Genomic DNA, 22,726 nt, shown 5'->3' with positions numbered 1-22,726 from the left:
TAGCCTCTCAAACCAGATTGTTGCGAACCGCATAGGCAATAGCCTCTGAGCGGGTCTTGGTCGCGGTCTTACGCATGACGCTGGTGATGTAGTTATTGATGGTGTTTCGCGAAATGCCCAGAATCATGGCCATTTCGTCACTGGTCTTGCCCTCGGCGATCCAGAACAGGCATTCCAGTTCGCGTTCCGTCAGGTCGATGTCGCGCTCGACGCGGCTTTCGGCGACGATGCCCGAGCTGGCAAAATATCCGGCAAGAATCGCGGCTTCCTGAAGCCGGTCTTCCGGAGGCAATGCGCCTTCCTCGAACATCAGCAGCAGGGAGAAGCGGATACGCCCGACGCAAAAGGTAACCGAGCAATACTGCCGGTCTATTCCTTCGGGACCAGCCATATCGTCCGGTAGAAGCATGACCTTCGGCTTGAGAAGCGAAAGGCATTTTTCCATTTCGCTGGAGCGGCTCTGGCTACTGGCAAGTTCGCCTGCGAGCTTTCTGACCAGATCGAAGGGCCAGTCCGATGTCACGATGAAGTTGAGGCTGGCCTCCTGAAGAAGGTCTTCCCGCGCAAGGAGATAATGCGACGCTCCGATATAGGCGGTGAGGAAGGCCATCGCACCGGTAACGTTGCCGTCCGAAGCCGTGGCAGCGATTTTGCGAATGAGTTGATCTCGTGGCAAAGGTTTCACCACCGCTTCAACGTGCGTAGCCGACAGCCTGCGAACATCGACATCCACTTTCAATAGCCTACGCCCTCTTCTTCTCCTTATCGGAGATGACTCATCGGGATGGAACTCATTTCCATTCAAGGGACCAGTCGCTGAAAGTGGCTGGCATCCATGGTGACCGAATCACTGCATTCTAGGAGACGACCGGAGAAATACCACCTGATTTAAATGGAGTTTCCACGCTTTTCGGCTCGCTGTCCTGCAAAAGAAACATATTCCCCTTCTCGGATTCGCACAGTCGTCTTTTCCGGTTACTCAGTTCAATCTCGAGCTATGGTTAACACATAGTAAAGCACGTCCCGTAATGATCCAACAGCCTCAAATTGCTACAGACGAAAAAGACCGGATCGCTCCGGTCTTTTTGAAGGTCATGCAGCTTTTTCGTCGGCCCATTTGCGGAGGATCTTGGCAGCGCGTTCTTCGCTGATCTCCACCATGCGGGACAGGCGGCGCTCCGGCCCTTCACGGACCTTGCGGTTGAAGTCGCCCTCGCCGGTGTCTCCCGAAAGGAGGTCGTCCGTGCTGTCGAAGCCGAAGTCTGCACCGAACCCGTCCATGAGCCCTCCGCCACCGCCTGCGCCCATGGCAGGAGAGAAGTCGGGAAGTTCCAGTCCTGCGGCTTCCTGACCGATTTCGGCCGGGGAAGACGTGTTGGAGGACATCGAGCGGACGATCGGGCGGACACCGAGCCACACGACGAGGAAGGCAACAGCAACGAACGCAAGCGAGTTGATGATACCCGCGGAGTTGCGGCTCAACACTTCCATGAAGCCTGGACCAGCGACCGCCTCGTCCAGAAGCTGCGTTTCGAGGAAGTCCATGGCAGTGATTGTGACGACATCACCGCGTGTCGAGGACGTGCCGACGGCGGAAGTGACGATCTTCTGCATTTCAGCCAGATAAGCATTGATCTTCGCCTCGTCGGCGGGTTCACCGATCATCTTTGCCAGACGGCCTCTGTTGACGACGACAGCGACGGAAATCTTGTCGACGGTATAGCCATTGCGAACAGTTGCAGTCGTCTTCGAGTTGATCTCGTAGTTCGTCTGCTCTTCCTTCTTTGCGGTTTCGTCGGAAGAGCGAGGGCCGCCGCCGCCGCTTTGCGGTGCAGCCTGCGGAATATTCTGCTCGACGGTCGCAGCGGAATCCGGTGTGGTTTCCTGCGACTTCTGGTCTTCCTTGGTCGTGCGGACGGAGCGCTCCACGCGCGATTCCGGATCGTAGACGGTTTCCTGGATCTGCTGGCTGTCGGTGTTGAGCTCGGCGGTCACGCTGGAACGGAAGTTGTCGAGGCCAAGGAACGGTGCAAGTGCCTTGTCGATCTTCGTTTCGAGTTCCTGCTGAACGTTCTGCGCCAGTGTCAAGGAGCGGTTCATGGCGCCGTTGCCGACTTCATCACCGGAGGCCAGAAGCTGCCCCGTCGAGTCGAGAAGCGTCACATCGTCAACTTCAAGTCCCGGGACAGACGATGCGACCAGATGGCGAATGGACGATGCGGCCTTTCGACCAGCCGTGGCGCTGCCACGGATCATGACGGATGCTGTGGGTTTCTGCTCGCCGCGACGGAAATTACCGACATCGGGCATGACGATGTGAACGCGAGCGGCGGCGATGCCATCGATCTGCTGAATGGAGCGGCTGATTTCGCCTTCCAGCGCTCGTACACGCGTTACTTCCTGCATGAAGGAGGTGAGGCCAAGCGATCCGACATTATCGAAGAGCTCGTAGCCAGCATTGGCGCTGTCCGGCAGCCCCCGCTCGGCCAGCAGCACTCTCGCCTTGCTCGTCATTCCGACTGGAACCTGAATGCTGGTACCGTCCGAACCCACCTGGAAATCGACATTGGATTCAGCCAGTGCGATGCTGATCTTGTTCAGATCCATCGTTTCAAGGCCGACATAAAGCGTTTCGTAAGCAGGCTTGTTCACATAAAGGGCGGCAGCAAGAATGATTGCCATGGACAAAACGCCCACTCCGCCCAGCACCATAAGCCGCGTCTGGCCTAAAGCCGCAAAATTCTTAAAAATCTGAGGCAGTTGATTTAACAGATTCATTCTGTTCCGCACCGTCAATCATGAGTCCGAGACCTTTTAGTCCCGATGTCACACTAGACGGCGAAGCTTGCGCGAGCGTTTCCCGCTCGCGCTTCATGTCTGCAACGGATGAGGGGTCGAAGGCGGTCAGGCGACGATGAAGCCGCCGATGATCGCCGCCACCTGATCGGCGGTCAGCGAGCCCATATGCGTATGGAGGAGCGTGTCGACCTGCGCGCTGGAAAGGCTGGTCAACGTGTCGACCGACAGACCGGCAACACCCGAGGAGCTGAAGGCCGCGATATCTGCGGTGGAGAACTTGGCTATGTTTTCCTTCGACAATGCCGCCACCTGGGCCGACGTCAATGCGCTAACCTGCGCGGGCGTGAGAGCCTCGCTCTGCGCGGTGCTGAGTGCTGCGATGACGCCGGTGGTGAGCCCGGAAATCGCATTGGAGCCCAATGCCATCAAATCTTCGGTGGAGAAGACCGCTATGTCATCGGTCCCGAGTGCTGCGGCCTGGATGGCGTTGAGGCCGCCCAGCTGTGCCGTGCTGAGCGCGTCGATCTGTGCCGTACTCAATGCCGCGATCTGGTTATAATGAAGCGCACCCACCTGACCTGCGCTCAACGCGCCGATATCGCCGGAGGTAAGGCCCGCGATGATGGCGGTCGAGAGGCCCCGGATCGCGGCAGTGCTGATCGCAGCGATATCCGCCGTGGAGAAGGACGCCATCGCCGCCGTCGAAAGCCCGGCAAGTCCATCGGCGCTGAGGGCTGCGATCTGCTCCGTCGAGAAGGAATCGATCTGCTCGACCCTCATCGCCGCAACCTGCTGGCTGCTCAGACCTGCGATTGCCGCCGTGCCGAGCGCGGATATCTCACCCATGGACAGCGATGCGACGAAGTCCGTGGAAAGACCCGGTATTGCCGTGACGCTGATGGCTTTCAGTTTTTCCAGCGTGAAGGTGCCAAGCTCTTCTGCGCTTAGCCCCATGATTGCGGTCGAGGTCAGACCGGAAATCTGGCCCGTCGAAAGGGTATGAATCTGCTCGAGGCTAAGTGCTGCGGCCTGCTCGCTCGTTAGACCCGCAAGCGCACCACTGCTCAAAGCCGCGACCTGCGTGGTCGAGAAAGCCTGGATATCTTCGAGTTCCAGCGCAGCCAGCTGGCGTGAACTCAACGCACCGATTTGCGCGGTCGAGAGAGCGGCGACCTGATCGACCGAAAGGGCCTTCAATTGTCCCGTCGACAGTCCCGAGATGGCTCCGGTATTGAGACCCGCGATGATTTCGACCGGAAGAGCCGCGATGGTGGCCGAGGAGAAGCCTTCGACCGCCGAAGCGCTGATTGCGGCGATATCTGCGGATGAGAAGGTTCTCAGATCATCCAGACCAAGAGCCGCGATCTGCTTCGGCCCAAGGGCTGCGACCTGATTGCTGGTGAATGCCGCCACCTGATCTGTCGTCAAGGCGCTGACCTGCGCTGCGGTGAGACCCGGGATCGCAGAGGTACTCAGCAGCGCAATGCGCTCCGGTGACAGGCTCGCAAGCGTTGCAGGCAAAAGACCGGCAATGGCAGTTGAACTCAGCGCCGCAATGTCCTCGCTGGAGAACACCGCGATACCCTGACTTCCCAAAGCAGTGATCTGCGTGGAAGAAAGGGCGCCCACCTGCCCCGACGTCAAAGCTTCAACCTGTATCGTGGACAGGCCTGCAATCTGTGCAGTCGAAAGGCCCGGGATCGCTGCGGAGCTGAGGGCCGCGACCTGTTGTTCTGACAACGCTCCGAGCGCCGCCGGTTCTAGCATCGCCACCTGTCGAGAGCCCAAAGCCGATATCTGAGCCGTCGTGAGAGCCTGCAACTGAGCGGTGGAAAGCACGGAGATTTGCAGCGTCGAAAGCCCAGCGATGCTGGCCGTACCAAATGCAGAGATACGTTCGCCAGACAAGGCTGCAAGCGTCTGCGTGGTCAGCCCCGAGATCGCGCTGGACGTCAGCACCGCAAGTTCGGCGGTGGACAGGGTGCCTATGTCGTCTGGCCCCAGGGCCCCGACCTGCGATGAGGTAAGGACGGCGACCTGTGCGGTCGTCAGCGCCTCGACCTGACCGGTGGAGAGCGCTGCGACTTGCGCGGAGGAAAGCCCCGCTATACCGGCCGTGCTCAGTGCGGCGACTTGCAACGTCGATAGCGCCCCGATCGCATCTGTCCCAAGTGCCGCGATCTGCCGTGATCCGAGCGCCGCGATTTGCGCCGTGGTCAAGGCCTCGACCTGCGCAGGGGTCAGTGAAGCGACCTGTCCGGTGGAAAGACCGGGCAGGCTGGCGGTTCCCAGCACGGCGATCCGGTCGCTGGAAAGGCTGGCAAGCGTTGCGGAGGAAAGGCCCGTGATCGCACTGGAGGTCAGCGCCGCAAGCTCAGCCGTCGAAAACGCGGCAAGGTCATCCGTGCCGAGTGCCGCGACCTGTTGCGACGAAAGCAGCGCCACCTGGGTCGTATTGAAAGCTTCGACCTGCGCGGTTGAAAGCGCCCCGATCTGCAACGCTGTAAGCCCCGTTATACCCGCCGTGCCGAGCGCTGCAATCTGTGCCGTCGACAATGCCGCGACGCCTGCGGTGTCGAGTGCGGCGACCTGTCTCGATCCGAGTGCGGAAACCTGTCCGGTGCTCAAGGCCAAGAGTTGCTGGCTCGATAGAGACGCGATCTGCGTCGTGGTCAACCCGGCAATACTGCCGGGTGCCAGCGCTGAGATGCGTTCGCCTGTAAGCGTTGCAAGAGCGGCGGGTGCAAGGCCAGCTATCGCGCCAGAAGTCAGGGCCGCTATGTCCTTTGTGGAAAACAGGGCGATATCGTCTGCTCCGAGCGCGCCGACCTGCGCCGAACTCAGTGCTGCCACCTGCGTTGGCGTCAAGGCTTCCGCCTGAAGCGAGCCAAGCGCTGCGACCTGATCCGTGGAAAGGCCGGAAATGCCATCCGCGCTCAAGGCCGAAATCTGGTTTGTGCTGAGCGCGGCAATGCCAGCGGTTCCCAAAGCTGCGATCTGGCGGGAGGACAAGGCCGTGATCTGTTTGGTAGACAGCGCCTCGAGCTGTGTCGAGCCCAGCGAAGCGAGCTGGCGGATCGACAGACCCGAAATCGCCGAAGTGCCGATCGCGTTGATCTGGCTTGACGAAAGAGCCGCAAGCGTATCGGTCGACAAACCCAATATCCCTTGAGAGCTGATGGCTCCCATTGCGACGGTGGAAAGCGAGTTGAGTGCGTCCGTGCCGAGCGCCGATACCTGCTGCGACGTCAAGGCGCCGATCTGTCTGGTGGACAGGGCAGCAATCTGACCGGTACTCAGCGCCGCGACCTGCCCGGTGGTAAGACCGGCAATCGTTGCGCTGTTCAATGCGCCGATCTGGCTTGCCGTCAGGGCCGCGAGCGTGCTGGTCGGCAAGGAGCCGATGTTTGCGGAATTGAGGGCGGCAATGTCGCTTGTCGAGAAGGTCTTGATATTGTCGATGCCAAGAACGGTGATCTGCTGCGATGTGAGCGCGCCGACCTGTATAGCCGTCAGCGCTTCCGCCTGTGCGGTCGTCAATGCGGTAATCTGGCTGGACGTCAGGCCGGAGATGCCTCCAGTGCTGAGGGCAGCAATCTGCGCCGTTGTGAGGGATGCTATTCCCTTGGTCCCCAGCGCGGCCACCTGATTCGGGGTTAAGGCAGCGATTTGCCGTGTCGTCAGTGATGCGACCTGGCTCGTATTCGCTTCATTGATTGGGGCAGAAGATGCAGGCTCAGCCGGCGTGACGGGGCCAACAGGAGCGACAGAATCGAGCGCTGCGATCTGGCGTGTGGACATTGCCGCAACGGTGTTGGCGTTCAGTGATGCCAGCTTATCGGTGGATAGCCCGGCCAGAATGGCCGTGGAGAGGCCAGAAATAGCGGCGGTGCCGATGGCCGCCATATCCCGTGACGAAAGCTGGGCGATATCGTCGGCGCTGAATGCTTCCAGCTGTTCAGCCGTCAGTGCAGAAACCTGCACGCTCGTGAGCGCTTCGACCTGCGCAGTAGAGAGAACGTCAAGCTGTCTTGTCGAAAGCCCGCCCAGACCGCCAGCACTGATGGCCGAAACATGGGTGGTGGAGAGCGACGAGATCTGTGCCGTGGTCAGCGCGCCGATCTGCGCGGAGTTGAGGAACGAGATTTGTGAGGTAGAAAGACCGGCAAGCTGCGCCGTGGTCAGCACCGCGATCTGTTCCGTTGCAAGGCTGGGCAGCACGGAAGCTCGCATGGCTGCGAACTGCTCGGGCGTCAGGCTTGCAAGACTAGACGCGCTAAGGACGGCAACCTGTGCCGATCCAAGCGCTGCCATCTGGCTGGTAGACAGAACGTCCAGCTGTGCAGTGCTCAGCGTCTCGATCTGATCCTGCGTGAGGCTGGCCACTGCTGCCGTCGACAAAGCCGGTATCTGATCCGAAGACAGCGAGGCAATGACCGCAGTACGAAGGCCGGAAACACCGCTGCTGCCAAGGGCGGCAATATCGGCTGACGAGAATGTCGCAAGATCGTCTGCGCCCAAGGCTGCCGTCTGCGTCGAACGCAAGACCGCGATCTGCCGCGTCGTCAAGGCATCGACTTGCGCGGTTGAGAGAGACTCGATCTGCTCTGCCGTCAGCGCCGTGACGGCATTCGGGCTGAGAGCTGCGATCTTATCCGATGACAGAGCCGCTATCGCATCTCTTGTCAGACCCGGAGTTCCGCTTGCCGTCATGGCCTGCATAGCCGCAGTCGAAAGCGCCCTTATGTCTTCAGCTTTGAGCGCCGCGACCTGAGCCGATGTAAAGGACGCAATCTGCGATGTGGTGAGGGACGCGATCTGCAATGTCGACAAGGCGTTGATGTGGTCTTCGCTCAGCCCCCGCAGGGCATTTGCCGAAATTGCAGCGATCTGGTCCGTGGAAAGCGCGGCAATCGCCGCAGAGGATAGCGCTCCGGTCTGTGCCGAGGTCAACGCCTTCAACTGTCCCCCGGACATCGCCGAAACCTGCGCTGTGGATAGCGTCGAAACCTGATCCGTGGTCAGCCGGGCGACCGCAGCCGTGTTGAGGGTCTTGAGCTGATCGGGCGTCATCGCCGCGATTGCAGCGGTGGAGAAGCCGGCAATTGCCCTGGCGCTGAACCCTGCCATAACCGCGGGCGCAAATACGGCGATGTCTTCCGGCTCCAGAACGGCAACCTGCGCGGATGTCAGGGCTGCAGCCTGTGAGAAAGTGAGGCCGCGAAGCTGTTCCACGGAAAGCGAATCGACCTGCTCGATCGTCATTGCGGAGAGCGACGACGGATGGAGTGAGCCGAGTTGCGCGGAACTCAATGCTGCGACGGTTTCCTTCGTCAGTCCCACAATGGCTCTTGAGCCGATGGCGACCAGATCCGCTTTCGAGAAGGTTGCAACGCCATCCTTGTCGAACGCCGCCAGCTGGGTTGCCGTCAACGCCTTGACCTGCGTGGGGGTCAGAGCCTCGGCTTGCAAGGTCGTCAACGCGGAGACCTGCATCGTCGTCAGATTGGCAATGGAGGATGTGCTGAGAGATGCAATCTGCTGGGGGGTCAGAGCGCTCACATAGTCCGTGGGCAGGGACTTTATCTGTGTCGCCTTCATCGCTCCAAGCTGGCTCGTCGTCAGCGCCTTGAGCTGGGTCGAGCTTAGCGCGGTCAGCTGATCACCCGTAAAGGAAGCAATCGAACCGGGAGCCAGAGCCGCGATCTGGGCCGATGACAGGATCGCGATAGCAGCGGTCTGGAGGCCGGGGATGCTTCTGCTGTTGATCGCGGCCAGTTCACTGGTTGAAAACGTTGCGAGGTCTTCTGCATCCAGTGCCGCCAGCTGCCCGCTGGACAAGACCTTTATCTGAGCGGAATTCAAGGCTGCAACCTGGTCCGTCGAGAAAGCGCGGACCTGATCTGCGGATAGTTTTGCAACTGCCCCCGTGCTCAGCGCGGCGACCTGCGCAGTCGTCAGCGACGCGATGACGTCGGTGTTCAGTCCGGACACGGCTCTTGTGGAAAGAGAGCTTATCGCATTAACGGAAATTGCCTTGATGTCTTCGTCGCTCAAAACTGCAATTTGTGCGGCGGATATCGAACCGAGTTGCGCCCCGGTCAGGGCTGCGAGCTGAATAGAGGTCAAGGCACCGACCTGATCGGTCGTCAGCCTGCTGAAACTGTTTGTGCTCAGCGCGGCAATTTGTGTCGCTGTCAGCGACTTCAGAACGTCACTGGAGAGGCCCGCGATAGCGGTGCTGCTGATAGCAGCGATATCGTCCGTCGAGAATCGCGCGATATCCTCCGATCCAAGGGCACCGATCTGGCCGGAGCTGAGGTTCTTTATCTGCGCGGAGCTCAAGGCTTCGACCTGCGCTGGGGAAAGAACGCCGACCTGATCCGTGGAAAGGCCGGATATCGACCGTGTCGCCAGAGCAGAAACCTGTTCTGCGGAAAGCGCAGCGATGTTGGCTGTACCCAGCGCTTCGATCTGCGACGACCCCAGCACGGAAACCTGCCGCGTGCCCAAGGCTGCAACATGCGCGGTGGTAAAGCTGGAAATCTGCTCAGGCTTGAGACTTGCGATTGCTGCGGTGCTCAGACCGGCGATTGCCTCTGGAGACATATTCTTGATGTAGGCCGGATCAAGCGCAACGATCTGGACAGCCTTGAAGGCGGCAAGCTGCTGCGGTGTCAGCGCGCCGACCTGGGAAGAGCTCAATGCAGTGATCTGGGCCGTCGTCAGCCCGCCGATGGCAAGCCGGTCCAGCGCCGCCAGCTGACTACCGCTCAAGGCTGTCACGCCTTCGATGCTCAAGCCGGAAACAGCGGCGGAACTGAGCGCCGCCATGGCCGCGGTGGATAATGCCGCAAGCGCCGACGAGCTGATCGCGCCGGTCTGAGACGCTCTCAAGGCACTGACCTGCCCCGTGGTCAGAGCGGCGAACTGCGTGTCTGACAGCACCGCAATCTGTGCGGTGGTCAGGGCGGATATTGTGGCGCTGCTGAAGGACGCGACCTGACCGCTGGAAAGAGCTGCAAGTGCTGCGCTGCTTAGACCAGCCACGGCCCTGCTGGAAATGGCGGCGATATCCGCAGAGGAAAAGGCGGCAATATCTTCAGGATCGAGCGCTGCCAGCTGTTCCGACGTGAGTGCGCCAACCTGCGACGATGTCAGCGCTTCGGCCTGATCGGTGCTGAATGCCCCCAGTTGAGACGTCGACATGGCGGCGACCTGATTGGCGCTCAGGCTCTCAATCGCAATCTTGTCCAGAATAGCAAGCTGATCCAGCGTCAGGCCAACCATCGCGCTCGTCGAGATCGCGCCAAGCTGCGCGGTGGTCATCGTCTTCACATCGTCTGCGTCGAGCGCCGCGATCTGCTCTGAAGACAAGGCTCCTATCTGGGCTGTAGAAAGAAAGGCTACATCTTCCGTTGTCCAGGCAGCAACGGCAGACGTCGATAGCGTCATGATCTGCCTTGCACTCAATGAAGATACGGTCGATGTCATCTACGAACCCTGTCCGCTCTCCTGCATCCGAGAGGATGAAGGCGGTAGCGAACCCCCTTAATGTTCATCATCCACGCATAAGCGTGCACTGCCCCGCCCATGGCAGAAACCAACCGTGGGCAGGGTATCAGCACCGCAATCCTAGGTTCGGTTGCTTGTGCGAAGCTGACAGAGTGCCGGTTTCGTGAGTGTCGACTACAAGGGAGAATTGAGGAAAGACGGCATTGCTGCGGATGAACCCTGTCTCGACACGAAGAGCCGCGCCGTGTCGAGCGCCTCCCGGATCGTCACATCCATGTCGAGGTAGCGGTAGGTTCCAAGGCGTCCGACGAAGGTCACCTTTTGCTCGTCTGCCGCCATGGCGATGTAGCGCGCCAGCTGCTGCTTTTCTTCCACCAGCCGCACTGGATAATAGGCTATGTCCTCTGGTCCGCATTCGCGGGAGAATTCTCTATAGCAGACGGAGCCCTGATGGCTTTCCCAGGGAGAAAAATGCTTGTGCTCGGTGATGCGCGTATACGGGACTGAGATATCCCCGTAATTCATCACGGCGCAGCCCTGATAGTCGCCGTCATAGGTGAAACGCTCGAAATCGAGCGTCCGATAACCTAACCTTCCGTGGGCATATGCGAAATAGCCGTCCAACGCGCCTGCATAAAAAGTGTGGTCGTATGAAGAGACCTCTGATCGGTTGAGGCTGGTCTTGAGGTGAACGCGGATGGACGGGTGATCGAGGATGGCATCGACCATTTGCGTATAACCGTGTTCCGGCATTCCCTGATAACGATGAAAGAAATAATTGTCGTCGTAATTGAAGCGGACCGGCAGCCTTTTCAGGATCGAGGCGGGCAGTTCCACCGGAGAACAACCCCATTGCTTTCGTGTATATCCCTCGAAGAACGCTTCGTAGAGATCACGTCCCACGAAACGAAGTGCCTGCTCCTCGAAGTTCGTCGGGTGTTCTATCGTCTTGTCGGCCTGTTCCTCGATAAAGGCTTTCGCTTCCTCGGGCCGAAATGTCTTGCCGAAGAACTGGTTGATCGTATGGAGATTGACCGGCAGCGAAAACACCTGTCCACGACTGGTCGTTTTTACCCGGTTCTTGTAGGGCATGAAGGTCTGGAACCCGTTCACATAATTCCAGACTTCCAGGTCATCGGTGTGAAAAATGTGCGGTCCATACACATGGACCATCACCCCGGTCTGCTCATCCCGTTCGGTATGGCAATTTCCGGCAATGTGATCGCGGCTCTCGAAGATGTCGACGCTATACCCTGCCTGCGCAAGTTCACGCCCGATGACGGCACCGGAGAGCCCGGCACCGGCAATGGCTATCTTTCTGGTCTGCGACATCAGCTCTACTTTCGATTATGAACCAGCGTCCCGCGTCCATAGACGATTGTCATATGGAACGGCGGAGTAGTCGTGCCAGACCTTCAATTTCTGAAGATAACTGTTTCGGTAGGTCTGCTCATCCACATAATCCAGATTGGAGAGCACCAGTTCCGAACCGATTTCATAATAGATATCGAGATTGCTCAGATCGGGGATCGGCGTTTCACCGCGCTCGGCTTCGCCCTGCATCTGCCAGTAGAGGTCTTCCAGCTGCCTTGCCGTGCCGGGAATGTCACGCAGTACGCTGGTTTCGCGGCCCTCCGCAAGCTTGTCCCGCACGCTCTTTAACGTGGCAGGCGCTTTGGCATAGGCAATTGCTCTGGCGACGTAGTCTTCCGGTCCCTTGCAGATCAGTTCCGGTACCCCGGCAGCGTTAACGACGCTGCTGCAGAAACGCGCGGCGAAGGTCTTGCCCGGGAAGGTCAGCACCGGCAGTCCAACGGTCAAGGCATCCGCAGCGGTGGAATGTGCACCATACGGAAAAGTATCGAGGAACAGATCGGCGAGCGCCACACGGGCCAGATGCTGCGCATTTGCGGCCTTGGGAGCGAAGATAATGCGTTCGCCAGCCACCCCCGCAGCCTCCGCAAGCTGGCGCAGATGCTGATCCACCTTGTCATTGCCGGTCAGCAGCCAGAGCACGCTTTGCGGCGTATCGAGCAGAATTTTCATCCACTGTGAAAATGTACCGGGTGTGATTTTCTGCATGCCATTGAAGCAGGCGAAGACGAATACATCTTCGGGCAGCCCTGCCTCTTTGCGCGTAGGTTTATCCGCGATAATTCGCTTGCGATCGATCGGCTGGTTGCAGGCGATCCTGAGCACCTTTTCGGAATAGTAGATTTCGCTCGCCGGGGGAACGATGTTGATGTCCGCGATCATATACTGGTGGAAGGGGCTTCCCATCGAGCCGGGGTAACCGCAGAAATTCACGATGACCGGCGCAGGGCGATAGGCGAATATCTTGGTGCGGGCATGCTTGGTATAGCCGTTCACATCAATCAGGATATCGATCTCATCCGCCGAAATCTGCCGCGCCGCCGCCTCGTCGGAGATGGAGCCGATATCGCGCCAGCATGCTACGGCATTCTTCATCCGCAGCTGTGTCGGATCGTTTGTGATGGGATCGCCGCAGTAATAGGCATAAACCTCGACGCTGGCCTTATCGTGCAGCTCCAGCACCTCGCGCAGGGCAAAGCCCACCGCATGATCGCGCAGATCCGACGAAACGTACCCTACACGCAGAGGCTGGCCCGTGCCGGATTTCTGCCTGACTTCGCCACGCGGAAAACCACCGATATCGAGACGACCGACGAAAGACTTGTTGTACTGATAAGCCTTCGCAAGCTGAAACAGCGGATCGTCGGAATAGCACCCCAGCGCGAGGGGCGACATGGAATCGATCATCTGGCGCGGCGTGACGTGGCTGGAAGGGACGATGACGGGCCATTTGCACTGGCGCTGGCGCAGCGCGCTCCAGTGCTGGCCGGATTCCGTCTTTTCAGGCCGGAGCTCCATTGCCTGCCACAGCGCACCTTCAGCCTCTTCGAGCAAACCCGCGTTCTCCATGACGCGCCCGATATGCTGGAGCGCCATGAGGCGATAGGATATCCGCTCGGGTGTCGTTTCCGCCGTGCTTTCCACGAAGCTCTGCCACTGCTGGATTGCCTGCGCGGCAGCACCGCTGTCTTCGTAGGCGCGACCGAGGTTTATGTGCGCTGGCCCAAACAGCGGATCGACCTTGAGCGCCGCACGTATGGCGTTTATCGCACCGGCGACATCGTCCATCTGGCGCAGGACAACCGAATAATTGAAATAGACCATCTGGTGGCCGGGCTGATTTTCATTGAAGGCAAGCCAGGTCTTGTATAGTTCCGCAGCTTGCTTCTGATGCCCCTCCGCGGTCAGGCCTTCCGCGAACTTGAACAGGTCCAGCAGAGACAGACGCTGCACTTTCGCAAGCTCGATCAGGTTCGGAAACAGCGATCCGGCAGGTGTGCCGTTCATCAAAGCATTCATCGCAATCAGACCTCGAAGTGGGTTGCCAACCGGCAAGACACCACCTTCTAGCAGATGAGAATGCGTAAATAATCCTTTAAAGCCTGCGTCCAGCGATGTGTACACAGGCTTTGAAGGATATCGGCAGTTTTTAGGCGATCCCTGTGCGGAATTCTAGAACAGGTCGAAGTCGCCGGAAGCCTTGTCCAGCGGCTGTGAGTGGCCTTGGCGCAGACCGGCGCCGAGCGCCTTCTGCATTTCGGCAAGCTTGACGAGGTTGAGCGCGGTTGTGACATCGACGGCCCATTCTGCAGGGATGGAACCGGTGATCGTATCGATGAATTCGGCAAGGCCGCGCGTCTTCTGCACGGCAAGATCGATGCCCTGGAGAAGCTTCATACCTTCTGGCGTCACTGCACCGGAAGTAACCTCCAGCAATTGCGGCTCGATGCGCTCGATGAGATACGCGACGTCATGCAGTTCGGAAACGACCCGCATCAGAACGTCGGGAAGCGCCTCTTCGAATGTCGAAATTGCGGCTTGCTCGGCTATATTCATAAAATAACCCCGGCTGGTAGCATCGCCCGGAGACGCATGACGTCCACCGACCGGTGCTGAGAAACGTGGAGGCGCGATCGCTTTTGACGGTGAACGTCGCCCTAGAAAAATTCGATATCGTTGGCCACTGGTTTTGGCGCCGGTGCGGGCCTTGTTTCCAGTGCGACGGTCTTTTGTGTCTCTGCACCCGTCAGCGGGTGCTGACGTGCGCGGCCGGAAACCGGCCAGAATTCCACCTTGCGTCCGGAGTCCCCGCCCGTAGAGCTTCCGACGACGCGAATGCCTTCGTCTTTGAGGAACTGGTGCGCAAACATCGCATTCTGTTCCCCGACATTGGAAAAGCTGGCAATGGTCTTCGCGCCCCCGAAGACCTTCGCTTCGAGACGATCACGGCGAGCCCCCTGCTTGAGCAGGCCGTTGATCAGCAATTCCATGAGATGCACACCATAACGGGTTGCATCTCCACCCCCCATACCCCCCGTACCCGGCAGCAGGAAATGGTTCATGCCGCCGACGCCCGCAACGGGGTCTCTGAGACATGCAGCCACGCACGAGCCGAGAATGGTCGATAAAACCACGTCCGGATCATTGGAGATCTTATACTCTCCCTGAATAATATGTACGCGCTTGGCTGCGGTTTCGATCATTTCAGCGATCCAAATACGGCTTCAATAGCCGCCTTCATTTTTTCGATGGAGAAAGGCTTCGCCAGGACGTTGTTGGCGCCCAGCTGGGCCGCTTTCTGAACCAGCGCACGGTCGCCCTGTGCCGTCAGAATGATGAAGGCTGCTTTCTTGGTATTCGGGTTCGTGCGAACCGCCTGAAGAAAGCCCAGACCATCCATCTTCGGCATATTGAAGTCGGAGATCACCAGATGATGGGGCTGCTGCTCCATGATCTTCATGCCCTGCTCGCCGTCACCGGCTGCGGTGATCTGCTTGAAACCGAGCTGCGTCAGTGCATCGCTGAGCAGCAATCGACTGGTGACCTGATCGTCGACGATCAGAACTTTGATTTTTTCTGCGAGAGACATTAGTCAGAACCTTCTTTTCGGGCAGCAGTTAGTTTCAGAATTTCTTCGCCAATGGCGGTCAGCGGAAGTTGTTGTTCGACGGCGCCAAGTTCGTAAGCGACCCTTGGCATGCCGTAGACGACGCAGGTTTTTTCGTTTTGTCCGACGGTGCGCGCACCGGCATGACGCATTTTCAAAAGGCCAGCCGCGCCATCGCGGCCCATGCCCGTGAGAATGACGCCGACGGCGTTGCGCCCTGCGAGTTCTGCAACGGAATCGAACAGCACGTCCACCGATGGACGATGGCCATTAACAGGTTCCCGTTCCAAAAGCCTGCAACTTGGTGCAGCGTGATTAACGACCTGCAAATGCCGGTCGCCGCCGGGCGCGAGGTAAATCTTGCCGGTCTGCAAACGCGCACCATCCGTCGCCTCTTCCACTACCGGCGCGCACAGCCTGTTCAGGCGCTCCGCGAAGCTTTTGGTGAAGGTCGGCGGCATGTGCTGCGTGATGACGGTCGGCGGGCAATTGGCCGGAAATTTCTGCAGAACGGTGATAAGTGCCTCGACACCGCCGGTCGATGAACCGATGGCGACGATCTTGCGACCGACCCGATAGTCGGCCACGGCAACCGGCTGCGGTGCCGCCGGCTTTTCCGCAACGACACTGCGGTAAGTCTGATGCTGCGAACGGGCCGCGGCCTTCACTTTTTCCGCCAGATCGCCAAAGGGGCTTCTATCGCCAGGCACCGGTTTGCCAACGCAATCGAACGCGCCGATTTCCAGCGCCGCAAGCGAAGCATCCGCACCGCGATGCGTCAGGGTCGAGACCATGATCACCGGCATCGGGCGCAGGCGCATGATCTTTTCCAGAAATTCCAGCCCGTTCATCTCGGGCATCTCGATGTCAAGCGTGACGACATCGGGATTGAGTTCCTTGATCGCTGCCCGCGCCTCCATGGCGTTGCCGGCCTGTCCCACGACCTGCACGCCCGGATCGGCTTTCAGTACGGCGGAAATCAACCCGCGCATTGTCGGAGAATCATCGACCACGAGAACTCTGGCGGGTGCGCTCATGCTTTCCTCCCGGCAGATTTCCCGATGAACTTGTAGGTCGTGATGCCGGTATTATCGAACAGCGCCTTGGCGTCGCCCGAAACGCGCTCGGAGTGACCGATATAAAGATGTCCGCCATCCGGTAGTAGACCCGCGAAGCGCGACCAGATCTTCACCTGCGTCGGCTCATCGAAATAAATCACAACGTTACGGCAGAAGATCACGTCGAAGCCGCCCTTGAAGGGCCACTGCGTCATCAGGTTCAGCTCGTTGAAGGTGATGAGACGCTTCACCTTATCGCTGATCTGGAACTTGCGGCGACCACCTGCATCCACCTCCTGAAACCACTGCTTGCGCATGGCGGGAGAGACGGTTTCCAGCGAGTTCTCGTCATAGACCCCTGCCCTCGCCTGGGCGAGAATTTTCGGGTCGATGTCCGTTGCCAGAATCTTGAAATCATAGTCAGCGGCGTTCGGGAACATCGCCAGTACCGTCAGCGCTATCGAATAGGGCTCCTGCCCATCCGAACACGCCGCGGACCAGATGCGTACCCGGCCACCGTTCTTTGCGCGGCTGATGAGGCCCGGAAGAACCTCGTCTCGCAGATGGTCGAAATGGTGGTTCTCACGGAAGAACCGGGTGAAGTTGGTGGTAAGGTGAGACAGCATCTCCCTGCGTGCGGCAGCGCCTTCCGGAGAAGACACCAGCGCGCAGTATTCCCGGAAACCGGAGATCCCGAGGTTGCGGATATGCTTCGACAGGCGCGAGTAAACGAGCGACGCTTTCGTGTCATTCAGATAGATACCGGCGTCCGCATAGATCATTGCGGCAATATCGGACAGGTCCTTGCGCGTCAGCGGATATTCTCCGCTGGCAAGCACTTCGTCCGGTGACTGGCGTTGATCGTTAAATTTGAGCGCTGTCATGCATCACCACTTCTCAACCGGTTGCCGCCAGAGACATTTCTTGCTTCAGGGACTGCCCACGCGAGGCGCCGACAACGGCATCCACGTCGAGAATGAGGGCCACGCGACCGTCGCCGAGGATGGTTGCGGCGGCAATGCCAGGAACGTGGGTATAGTTGGCTTCCAGCGACTTGATGACGACCTGACGCTGACCCTGGATGGCATCGACCATCAGCGCGCGCTGACCGCCGCCTTCCGATTCCACCAGTAGAGCCACGCCTTCGACGGGGTTTGCCTGGGTGGCGCGGAAGTTCAGAATACGACCGACATCGACCAGCGGGCAGAAGGAATTGCGGATCGAGATCAGCCGCTGGTTGGCGCCGAACGAATGGATATTCGCGGCTTCCGGCTGCAGCGTTTCGACAATCGCCGTCAGCGGCACGACAAGCGTCTGACCGGCAACCGTCACCACCATGCCGTCGAGAACGGCAAGCGTCAGCGGCAGGCTCATGGTAAAGGTGGAGCCGAGGCCGGGACGCGACGTGATGCTGATGCGACCGCCAAGTGCCTGGATCGAGCGCTTGACCACGTCCATACCGACGCCACGACCCGAAATGTCGGAAATCTTGTCGGCGGTGGAGAAGCCCGGCATGAAGATCAGGTTGTCGATTTCCTCGTCCGTCAGGTTGGCATCGGCTGCGATCAGATCGTTGTCGATAGCCTTCTGGCGCACGCGTTCGCGGTTGATACCCGCGCCATCGTCGGCAAGTTCGATCAGGATGCGGCCTGAACGGTGCTTTGCCGAAAGCTTGACGGTGCCTTCCGGGTTCTTGCCTGCAGCTTCGCGCTTTTCAGGCGTTTCGATGCCGTGGTCGACGGCGTTACGGATCATGTGCGTCAGCGGCTCGGCCAGCTTGTCGATGACCGTCTTGTCGACTTCGGTGTTTTCGCCTTCGGTGATCAGGCGGATCTGCTTGCCGATCATATCGGCAACTTCACGCACGATACGCGACATGCGCTGGAAGACCGGCTTCACCGGCTGCGCGCGGATCGCCATGACGCTGTCCTGGATTTCGCGCGTCAGCTGCTGGAGTTCTTCCAGGCCCATGTTGACGGCAGAGGTTCCGGTCGTGTCGTTTTCGATAACGCTCTGCGAAAGCATTGCCTGGTTGATGACGAGCTCACCCACGAGGTTGATCAGGCGGTCGACGCGATCGAGATCCACGCGGATCGTCTGGCCCGCGCTGGCATTGGCAGCAGCATTTGCGGCAGCGGTCGAAGCGGCGGCTTCCTTCTTTTCTGCGGCAGCGGCGACGCTGCGGGTGACTTCGGTTGCAGCCGACGCGGTCGCAACAGCCTTGGCAACGACCGGCTCGTCGATGGACGCAGGCTGGACGGCGGGCTCTTCAGGCGTGTCGTCTTCCAGAATGGAAAGATCGAACGGAACAGGGATCATCGGCAGTTCTTCGCTGGCCGCGGCTTCATCCTGCACTTCCGTGATCTCGAGATCGCAGTCCCACTCGGCAAATTCGAAGACGGTGCGGATACCTTCTTCGCCCTTGTCGGTCTTGATGGAAATCTTCCACTGGAAATAGGCGGCTTCGGGATCGACATTTTCGAACGGAGGCAGTTCGCTCATGTCGCAGTTTATGCTCATCTCGCCGATACGGGAAAGATCGCGCAGGAGCAGCGCCGCCTCGTTGCCCTTGGAATAGAGCGAAGCACGAGGCTTGAAGGTCACGTTGAATGTCGGCGTTTCCATAAGCGGAATTGCGGCATCCTCGAAATCGCCAAAGGAGAAGGCAACCGGCTGGAAGCCGCTCTCATCCGTAGGCTTAGGGGCCGGCGCAGATGCAGCAGCCTTCGGTGCAACAGGTTCCGGCGCAGAAGAAGCGGACGGCATCTCGCCATTGGCCAGGGCTTCCAGTTCCTTGACCAGACCGCGTGTGCGGCTTTCTTCTACACTGCCACCATCGCGGGCGGCATTGGTCAGGTCGGCGAGAACATCCGCCGACTTCAGCATCACTTTCAACACGTCCTGATTAGGGTCGAGCTTGTTGGAGCGAACGCAATCGAGCGTGGTTTCGAAAACGTGGGCAAATCCCACCAATTCATCGAGACCGAAAGCGCCTGCACCACCCTTGATGGAATGAACGGCACGAAAGACGGCATTTACGGTTTCCGGGTCGCGGTCGCCGTCATTCAGTTTAAGAAGACCTGATTCCAGCTCGGCGAGTTGCTCCTCGCACTCCTGGAAGAAGATTTCTTTGATTTCGTTCATATCCATCGTGAAAGGTCCCGTATCAGGCAGTTACACGTTCAATGGCATCGATCAGTTTTGCGGGGTCGAACGGCTTGACGATCCAGCCGGTCGCACCTGCCTGACGGGCACGGTTCTTTTTCTCAGCGTCACTTTCAGTCGTCAGAACGAGGATCGGCACCGCACGGTATTTTTCGTTGCGGCGAACGCCCTCGATGAAACCGAAGCCATCGAGACGAGGCATGTTGATATCGGTTACGATAACGTCCGGGTTGCAGCCTTCGAGAACCTCGAGACCCTCGACACCGTCTTCGGCCTGAATGGTTTCGAAACCTGCGTTGTTGAGTGTGACCAGCAACATGTTGCGGATCGTTCTGCTATCATCGACGGTCAGAACTTTCTTTTTCATTTCACCATCTCCTTCGGGAGCATATGACCGATATCCAGGCCGATCAGTTTAAGGGTTTTATCGAAGGCTTCCGAAGCCTTGGAAAATGTAAAAGGCTTGCCATCGGCTTCCCAAGCCTTGATGCCCGCCATCAGTACCTGTGCGCATTGCGCACCGACGCGCTCGACCTCGGAGGCGTCGACGTCAACCGGCGAACCTCTCATCTCCGTAAGCTTGCCGTGCAAGACGGAAGCCTGATTGAGGTCCAGCACTGGTGACAATTTCAATGTCGACTGCGCTGCTTTCCTGCCTGCCATCAAATCACTCCTTGGCGTCTGAATTGTTGCTGCGCGTAGCCGTAGTCCATGCGCTCTTCTCGCATGACGGTCGCGTAAACTGGCTGTGGCCGCGTTTCGGTCTCAGTTGCTGCGTGCATCTGACGCGCAATGCGAAACTCCCGGACGGTGCGACCAAGTTCGAGTATCACGGTGTGAAGCTCATCCGCTTCCTGCGAAGACGAAGACAGGCGCTGTGAGGAGCTCTGGGCTTGCGACCCAAGTGTACCAAGCTCGATGGCGACATTCTGCAGGCTTCCGGCATTTTCCCCGGTGCAGCGGGCAACGTCGCCGATCATATCGCTGACGCCCGAAACCTGACGCACGACACCTTCGATGGCTTCCTGCGTGCGGTGAACCATGCGAACGCCGCCATCGACCTGGCTTTTCGTGCCATTGACGAGGTTCTTGATTTCGCGCGCGGCATCTGCGGACCGCTGGGCCAATGCCCGGACTTCCTGCGCAACGACCGCAAAGCCGCGACCGCTTTCACCGGCGCGCGCAGCCTCGATACCGGCGTTCAGCGCAAGCAGGTTCGTCTGGAAGGCAATTTCATCGATTGAGCCGATGATGCGGCCGATCTGCTCGGCGGATTGCTCGATATCGGACATGGCGCTGATCGCCTCGCCAACGGCCATGCCGCTTTCGGTCGCCGCATTGCGGGCCTGCGAAACGGCGGCTTCGGCAGCGGAAATCCGCTCGCTGCTGTGTCTGACTTCCCCGATGACCGTGCCGAGCGTTTCCGAAGCGTCGCTGAGACGGCGGGATTGCTCGTCGCAGAAGGAGGCCATTGCCCGACCTTCCTGGGAAAGACGCTCTGAGGCAGCATGGATATTCGAGACGCTGGCCTGAGTGGCAGACATCGAGTTGCCGATCTTGTCCAGCGCGCTGTTGAAAGCCTGCGCCAATTCCCGATAAGCCTCGGGCACATCGCCTTCGATACGTGCGGTCAGATCACCAGCGGCAAAGGCGTTCAGCGCGCTGCCCAACAGTTTGACGGCGTCCGACTGATCGTCTTCCCGCTGGCGGGCAAGTTCCTGGTTGTGGCGAATACGCAGCTCGTTGAAGCGCAGCGATACGGCGATTTCGGTATCGACCATGACCAGCCGCACGACGGCCTTGACGGCATCTGCCAGTTCCTGATGGCGTTTGCGCGCACCCGGCAGCAGTGAACGCGGCGTATGACTGGTGATCAGGCCACCGAGAATGTTTTCCAGAACGACGGCATGTCCGGCGACGTGCCAGCGCGGGTCGAGCCCCATGCGGCTTTCGGTGTCGGAAAGGACCTTGACCCGCTCGGCATAGAGCGCATCGAAACGGGCGTCGGTCAGAACGGTCCAGTGCGCGGTCTGCATGTCATGCAGCCGGTCCAGCTGGTTTTCGCTTTCGAAGGACGGCGAACAGTCGGGCATGGACTGGAAGCGGACCATGAGGTCTCGCAGGCCAGCTTTGACATGCGGCTCAAGCATGGTGCGGTAACGGCGCAGCAGATCGCACTGGTCCTTATCGAGACCTGCAAAGCGCAGCCGTCCACCCAGGCTGCTGCCCGTGGCCTTCCGCGCTTGATCTGACGGCAACTCCTGCCCCAAGAGACGTCCCCAAAGTGTTGACCGGCTGCAACACCGGCGATGACCGATCGAGAAATTCAGTATCCGGGAGGATATTCACGGGTGTTAAGCAACGGAGAACGATGCCGCACGCACGCAAGCTGAGCCTTCTGCAACCAAAGATAATACCGGATCGTCCCGGTACGGCAGGGCGGCGTCATGCCTGAAAGGAGATCTGACAACCTCCATTTCGCCGTGAAATACGAACAATCTTTATGGTTAATTCCTTGCTCGAAAGTTAAGAAACCTGCTTCACGCAACGGAATACTAAAATTTGTTATACAATTTACTCATTTTGAATGTAACGAGCGTGTGGTACCGATCGCTGCTCCACGAATTTCGGAATGTTTTTCCATTTTTCCGCGGCCCTGCGCTGGACAATGGCAATGCCGGTCACCTAAAACAAATCAATACGATATTGCTTCACGGTGATGCCCTAACGAATTTTGAGGACGACAAAGGAGAGCCGACTTTGCCAAGGATGGGGAAAAGCCGTTTCATCCCGCGCCATCCTGTCAGGCTGATGCATCTGTTCGTCGCCGGCATTCTCGTCTTCTTCACCGTCCATCCATCTCTTAATCTCGCTCCGGCACTCAAACCACAGCGTCTTGAGCGCGCGCAGCTGCCTGAGCAGGATAAAATCCAGTCGCACATTCGGTCGATTGATTGCCGGGAAAGTGGCGCATCACCGGAATGCCTTGCCATAACGAACGATCACAACTTCGTTCATGGTTTTTTATCGCTCAAAGGGGTGGTAACGGCAGCATCGAGAACCCAGATCGGGGTAGCGGACGGACGATCACTGCCGCCTGCTCTTCCACCCACCGGACCGGCCTCGCCTCGCGGGCCTCCCCGTACAGTTTCATAGCCCGCTTCTGGCAAAGTCTTCCGCAAGGGACGGATTTGGCGAAGCTGACGGG

Annotated in this window: 15 protein-coding genes; 1 reads left to right on the top strand and 14 read right to left on the bottom strand. The window is 59.0% G+C overall.

Translation table 11 applies throughout. The features are described from left to right. Positions 1-7 precede the first annotated feature (7 nt). From visN to G6L28_RS01735, 14 genes are all read right to left on the bottom strand, one after another. Positions 8-733 carry a transcriptional regulator VisN gene (visN, locus tag G6L28_RS01800; protein WP_425292644.1) on the bottom strand — a complete coding sequence of 242 codons (726 nt, stop codon included), beginning with the start codon at positions 731-733 and terminating at the stop codon, positions 8-10. 359 nt (positions 734-1,092) lie between these two features. Beyond that, a complete protein-coding gene (gene fliF, locus G6L28_RS01795; protein ID WP_174062072.1) occupies positions 1,093-2,778 on the bottom strand; it encodes a flagellar basal-body MS-ring/collar protein FliF in 1,686 nt (561 codons plus the stop codon). 126 nt (positions 2,779-2,904) lie between these two features. Further along, positions 2,905-10,293, bottom strand: a complete 7,389-nt coding sequence (locus G6L28_RS01790) for a hypothetical protein (RefSeq protein WP_174062071.1) — start codon at positions 10,291-10,293, stop codon at positions 2,905-2,907. 195 nt (positions 10,294-10,488) lie between these two features. Continuing rightward, positions 10,489-11,646, bottom strand: coding sequence for a UDP-galactopyranose mutase (gene glf, locus G6L28_RS01785; protein WP_174062070.1), 1,158 nt, complete (start codon positions 11,644-11,646; stop codon positions 10,489-10,491). Between the two features lie 15 nt (positions 11,647-11,661). Continuing rightward, on the bottom strand, positions 11,662-13,695 hold the full coding sequence (locus G6L28_RS01780) for a glycosyl transferase (protein ID WP_234902434.1): 2,034 nt from the start codon (positions 13,693-13,695) through the stop codon (positions 11,662-11,664). 165 nt (positions 13,696-13,860) lie between these two features. After that, on the bottom strand, positions 13,861-14,244 hold the full coding sequence (gene cheT / locus G6L28_RS01775) for a chemotaxis protein CheT (RefSeq protein ID WP_174062069.1): 384 nt from the start codon (positions 14,242-14,244) through the stop codon (positions 13,861-13,863). Between the two features lie 101 nt (positions 14,245-14,345). Next, positions 14,346-14,891, bottom strand: coding sequence for a chemoreceptor glutamine deamidase CheD (gene cheD / locus G6L28_RS01770; RefSeq protein WP_174062068.1), 546 nt, complete (start codon positions 14,889-14,891; stop codon positions 14,346-14,348). After that, entirely contained in the window at positions 14,888-15,277 is a 390-nt protein-coding gene (locus tag G6L28_RS01765) for a response regulator (protein ID WP_174062067.1), read from the bottom strand. Before G6L28_RS01765 ends, cheD begins: the two co-directional genes overlap by 4 nt. Beyond that, positions 15,277-16,332, bottom strand: a complete 1,056-nt coding sequence (cheB, locus tag G6L28_RS01760) for a protein-glutamate O-methylesterase CheB (protein WP_174062066.1) — start codon at positions 16,330-16,332, stop codon at positions 15,277-15,279. Before cheB ends, G6L28_RS01765 begins: the two co-directional genes overlap by 1 nt. Then, a complete protein-coding gene (cheR, locus tag G6L28_RS01755; protein ID WP_174062065.1) occupies positions 16,329-17,237 on the bottom strand; it encodes a protein-glutamate O-methyltransferase CheR in 909 nt (302 codons plus the stop codon). Before cheR ends, cheB begins: the two co-directional genes overlap by 4 nt. A gap of 13 nt (positions 17,238-17,250) precedes the next feature. Beyond that, positions 17,251-19,503, bottom strand: coding sequence for a chemotaxis protein CheA (locus tag G6L28_RS01750; RefSeq protein WP_174062064.1), 2,253 nt, complete (start codon positions 19,501-19,503; stop codon positions 17,251-17,253). A 16-nt stretch (positions 19,504-19,519) separates the two neighbouring features. Continuing rightward, complete coding sequence (cheY1, locus tag G6L28_RS01745; RefSeq protein ID WP_007753206.1) at positions 19,520-19,885, bottom strand: chemotaxis response regulator CheY1; 366 nt, start codon at positions 19,883-19,885, stop codon at positions 19,520-19,522. Continuing rightward, positions 19,882-20,181 (bottom strand): STAS domain-containing protein, encoded by a 300-nt coding sequence (locus G6L28_RS01740; protein ID WP_174062063.1) that lies wholly within the window; start codon positions 20,179-20,181, stop codon positions 19,882-19,884. The genes cheY1 and G6L28_RS01740 overlap by 4 nt, the downstream gene beginning before the upstream one ends. After that, positions 20,181-21,776: a methyl-accepting chemotaxis protein gene (locus G6L28_RS01735; protein WP_234902433.1), complete on the bottom strand. Its 1,596-nt coding sequence runs from the start codon at positions 21,774-21,776 to the stop codon at positions 20,181-20,183. Before G6L28_RS01735 ends, G6L28_RS01740 begins: the two co-directional genes overlap by 1 nt. Positions 21,777-22,116: 340 nt before the next feature. Between G6L28_RS01735 and G6L28_RS01730 the strand changes: the two genes are divergently transcribed. Further along, positions 22,117-22,674: a hypothetical protein gene (locus G6L28_RS01730; protein ID WP_174062061.1), complete on the top strand. Its 558-nt coding sequence runs from the start codon at positions 22,117-22,119 to the stop codon at positions 22,672-22,674. Positions 22,675-22,726: the final 52 nt, after the last annotated feature.

Origin of the sequence: Agrobacterium larrymoorei (genome assembly GCF_013322225.1) — a bacterium.
GTDB lineage: Bacteria > Pseudomonadota > Alphaproteobacteria > Rhizobiales > Rhizobiaceae > Agrobacterium > Agrobacterium larrymoorei_A.
This window is presented reverse-complemented; position numbering and strand designations above follow the sequence as displayed.

Bases quoted from the DNA above. Each gene is read 5' to 3' on its own strand.
- cheY1 (WP_007753206.1), bottom strand. From the start codon at position 19,885: ATGAAAAAGAAAGTTCTGACCGTCGATGATAGCAGAACGATCCGCAAC.
- G6L28_RS01750 (WP_174062064.1), bottom strand. From the start codon at position 19,503: ATGGATATGAACGAAATCAAAGAAATCTTCTTCCAGGAGTGCGAGGAG.
- G6L28_RS01790 (WP_174062071.1), bottom strand. From the start codon at position 10,293: ATGACATCGACCGTATCTTCATTGAGTGCAAGGCAGATCATGACGCTA.
- cheD (WP_174062068.1), bottom strand. From the start codon at position 14,891: ATGATCGAAACCGCAGCCAAGCGCGTACATATTATTCAGGGAGAGTAT.
- fliF (WP_174062072.1), bottom strand. From the start codon at position 2,778: ATGAATCTGTTAAATCAACTGCCTCAGATTTTTAAGAATTTTGCGGCT.
- glf (WP_174062070.1), bottom strand. From the start codon at position 11,646: ATGTCGCAGACCAGAAAGATAGCCATTGCCGGTGCCGGGCTCTCCGGT.
- G6L28_RS01765 (WP_174062067.1), bottom strand. From the start codon at position 15,277: ATGTCTCTCGCAGAAAAAATCAAAGTTCTGATCGTCGACGATCAGGTC.
- cheB (WP_174062066.1), bottom strand. From the start codon at position 16,332: ATGAGCGCACCCGCCAGAGTTCTCGTGGTCGATGATTCTCCGACAATG.
- G6L28_RS01740 (WP_174062063.1), bottom strand. From the start codon at position 20,181: ATGGCAGGCAGGAAAGCAGCGCAGTCGACATTGAAATTGTCACCAGTG.
- cheT (WP_174062069.1), bottom strand. From the start codon at position 14,244: ATGAATATAGCCGAGCAAGCCGCAATTTCGACATTCGAAGAGGCGCTT.
- G6L28_RS01780 (WP_234902434.1), bottom strand. From the start codon at position 13,695: ATGAACGGCACACCTGCCGGATCGCTGTTTCCGAACCTGATCGAGCTT.
- cheR (WP_174062065.1), bottom strand. From the start codon at position 17,237: ATGACAGCGCTCAAATTTAACGATCAACGCCAGTCACCGGACGAAGTG.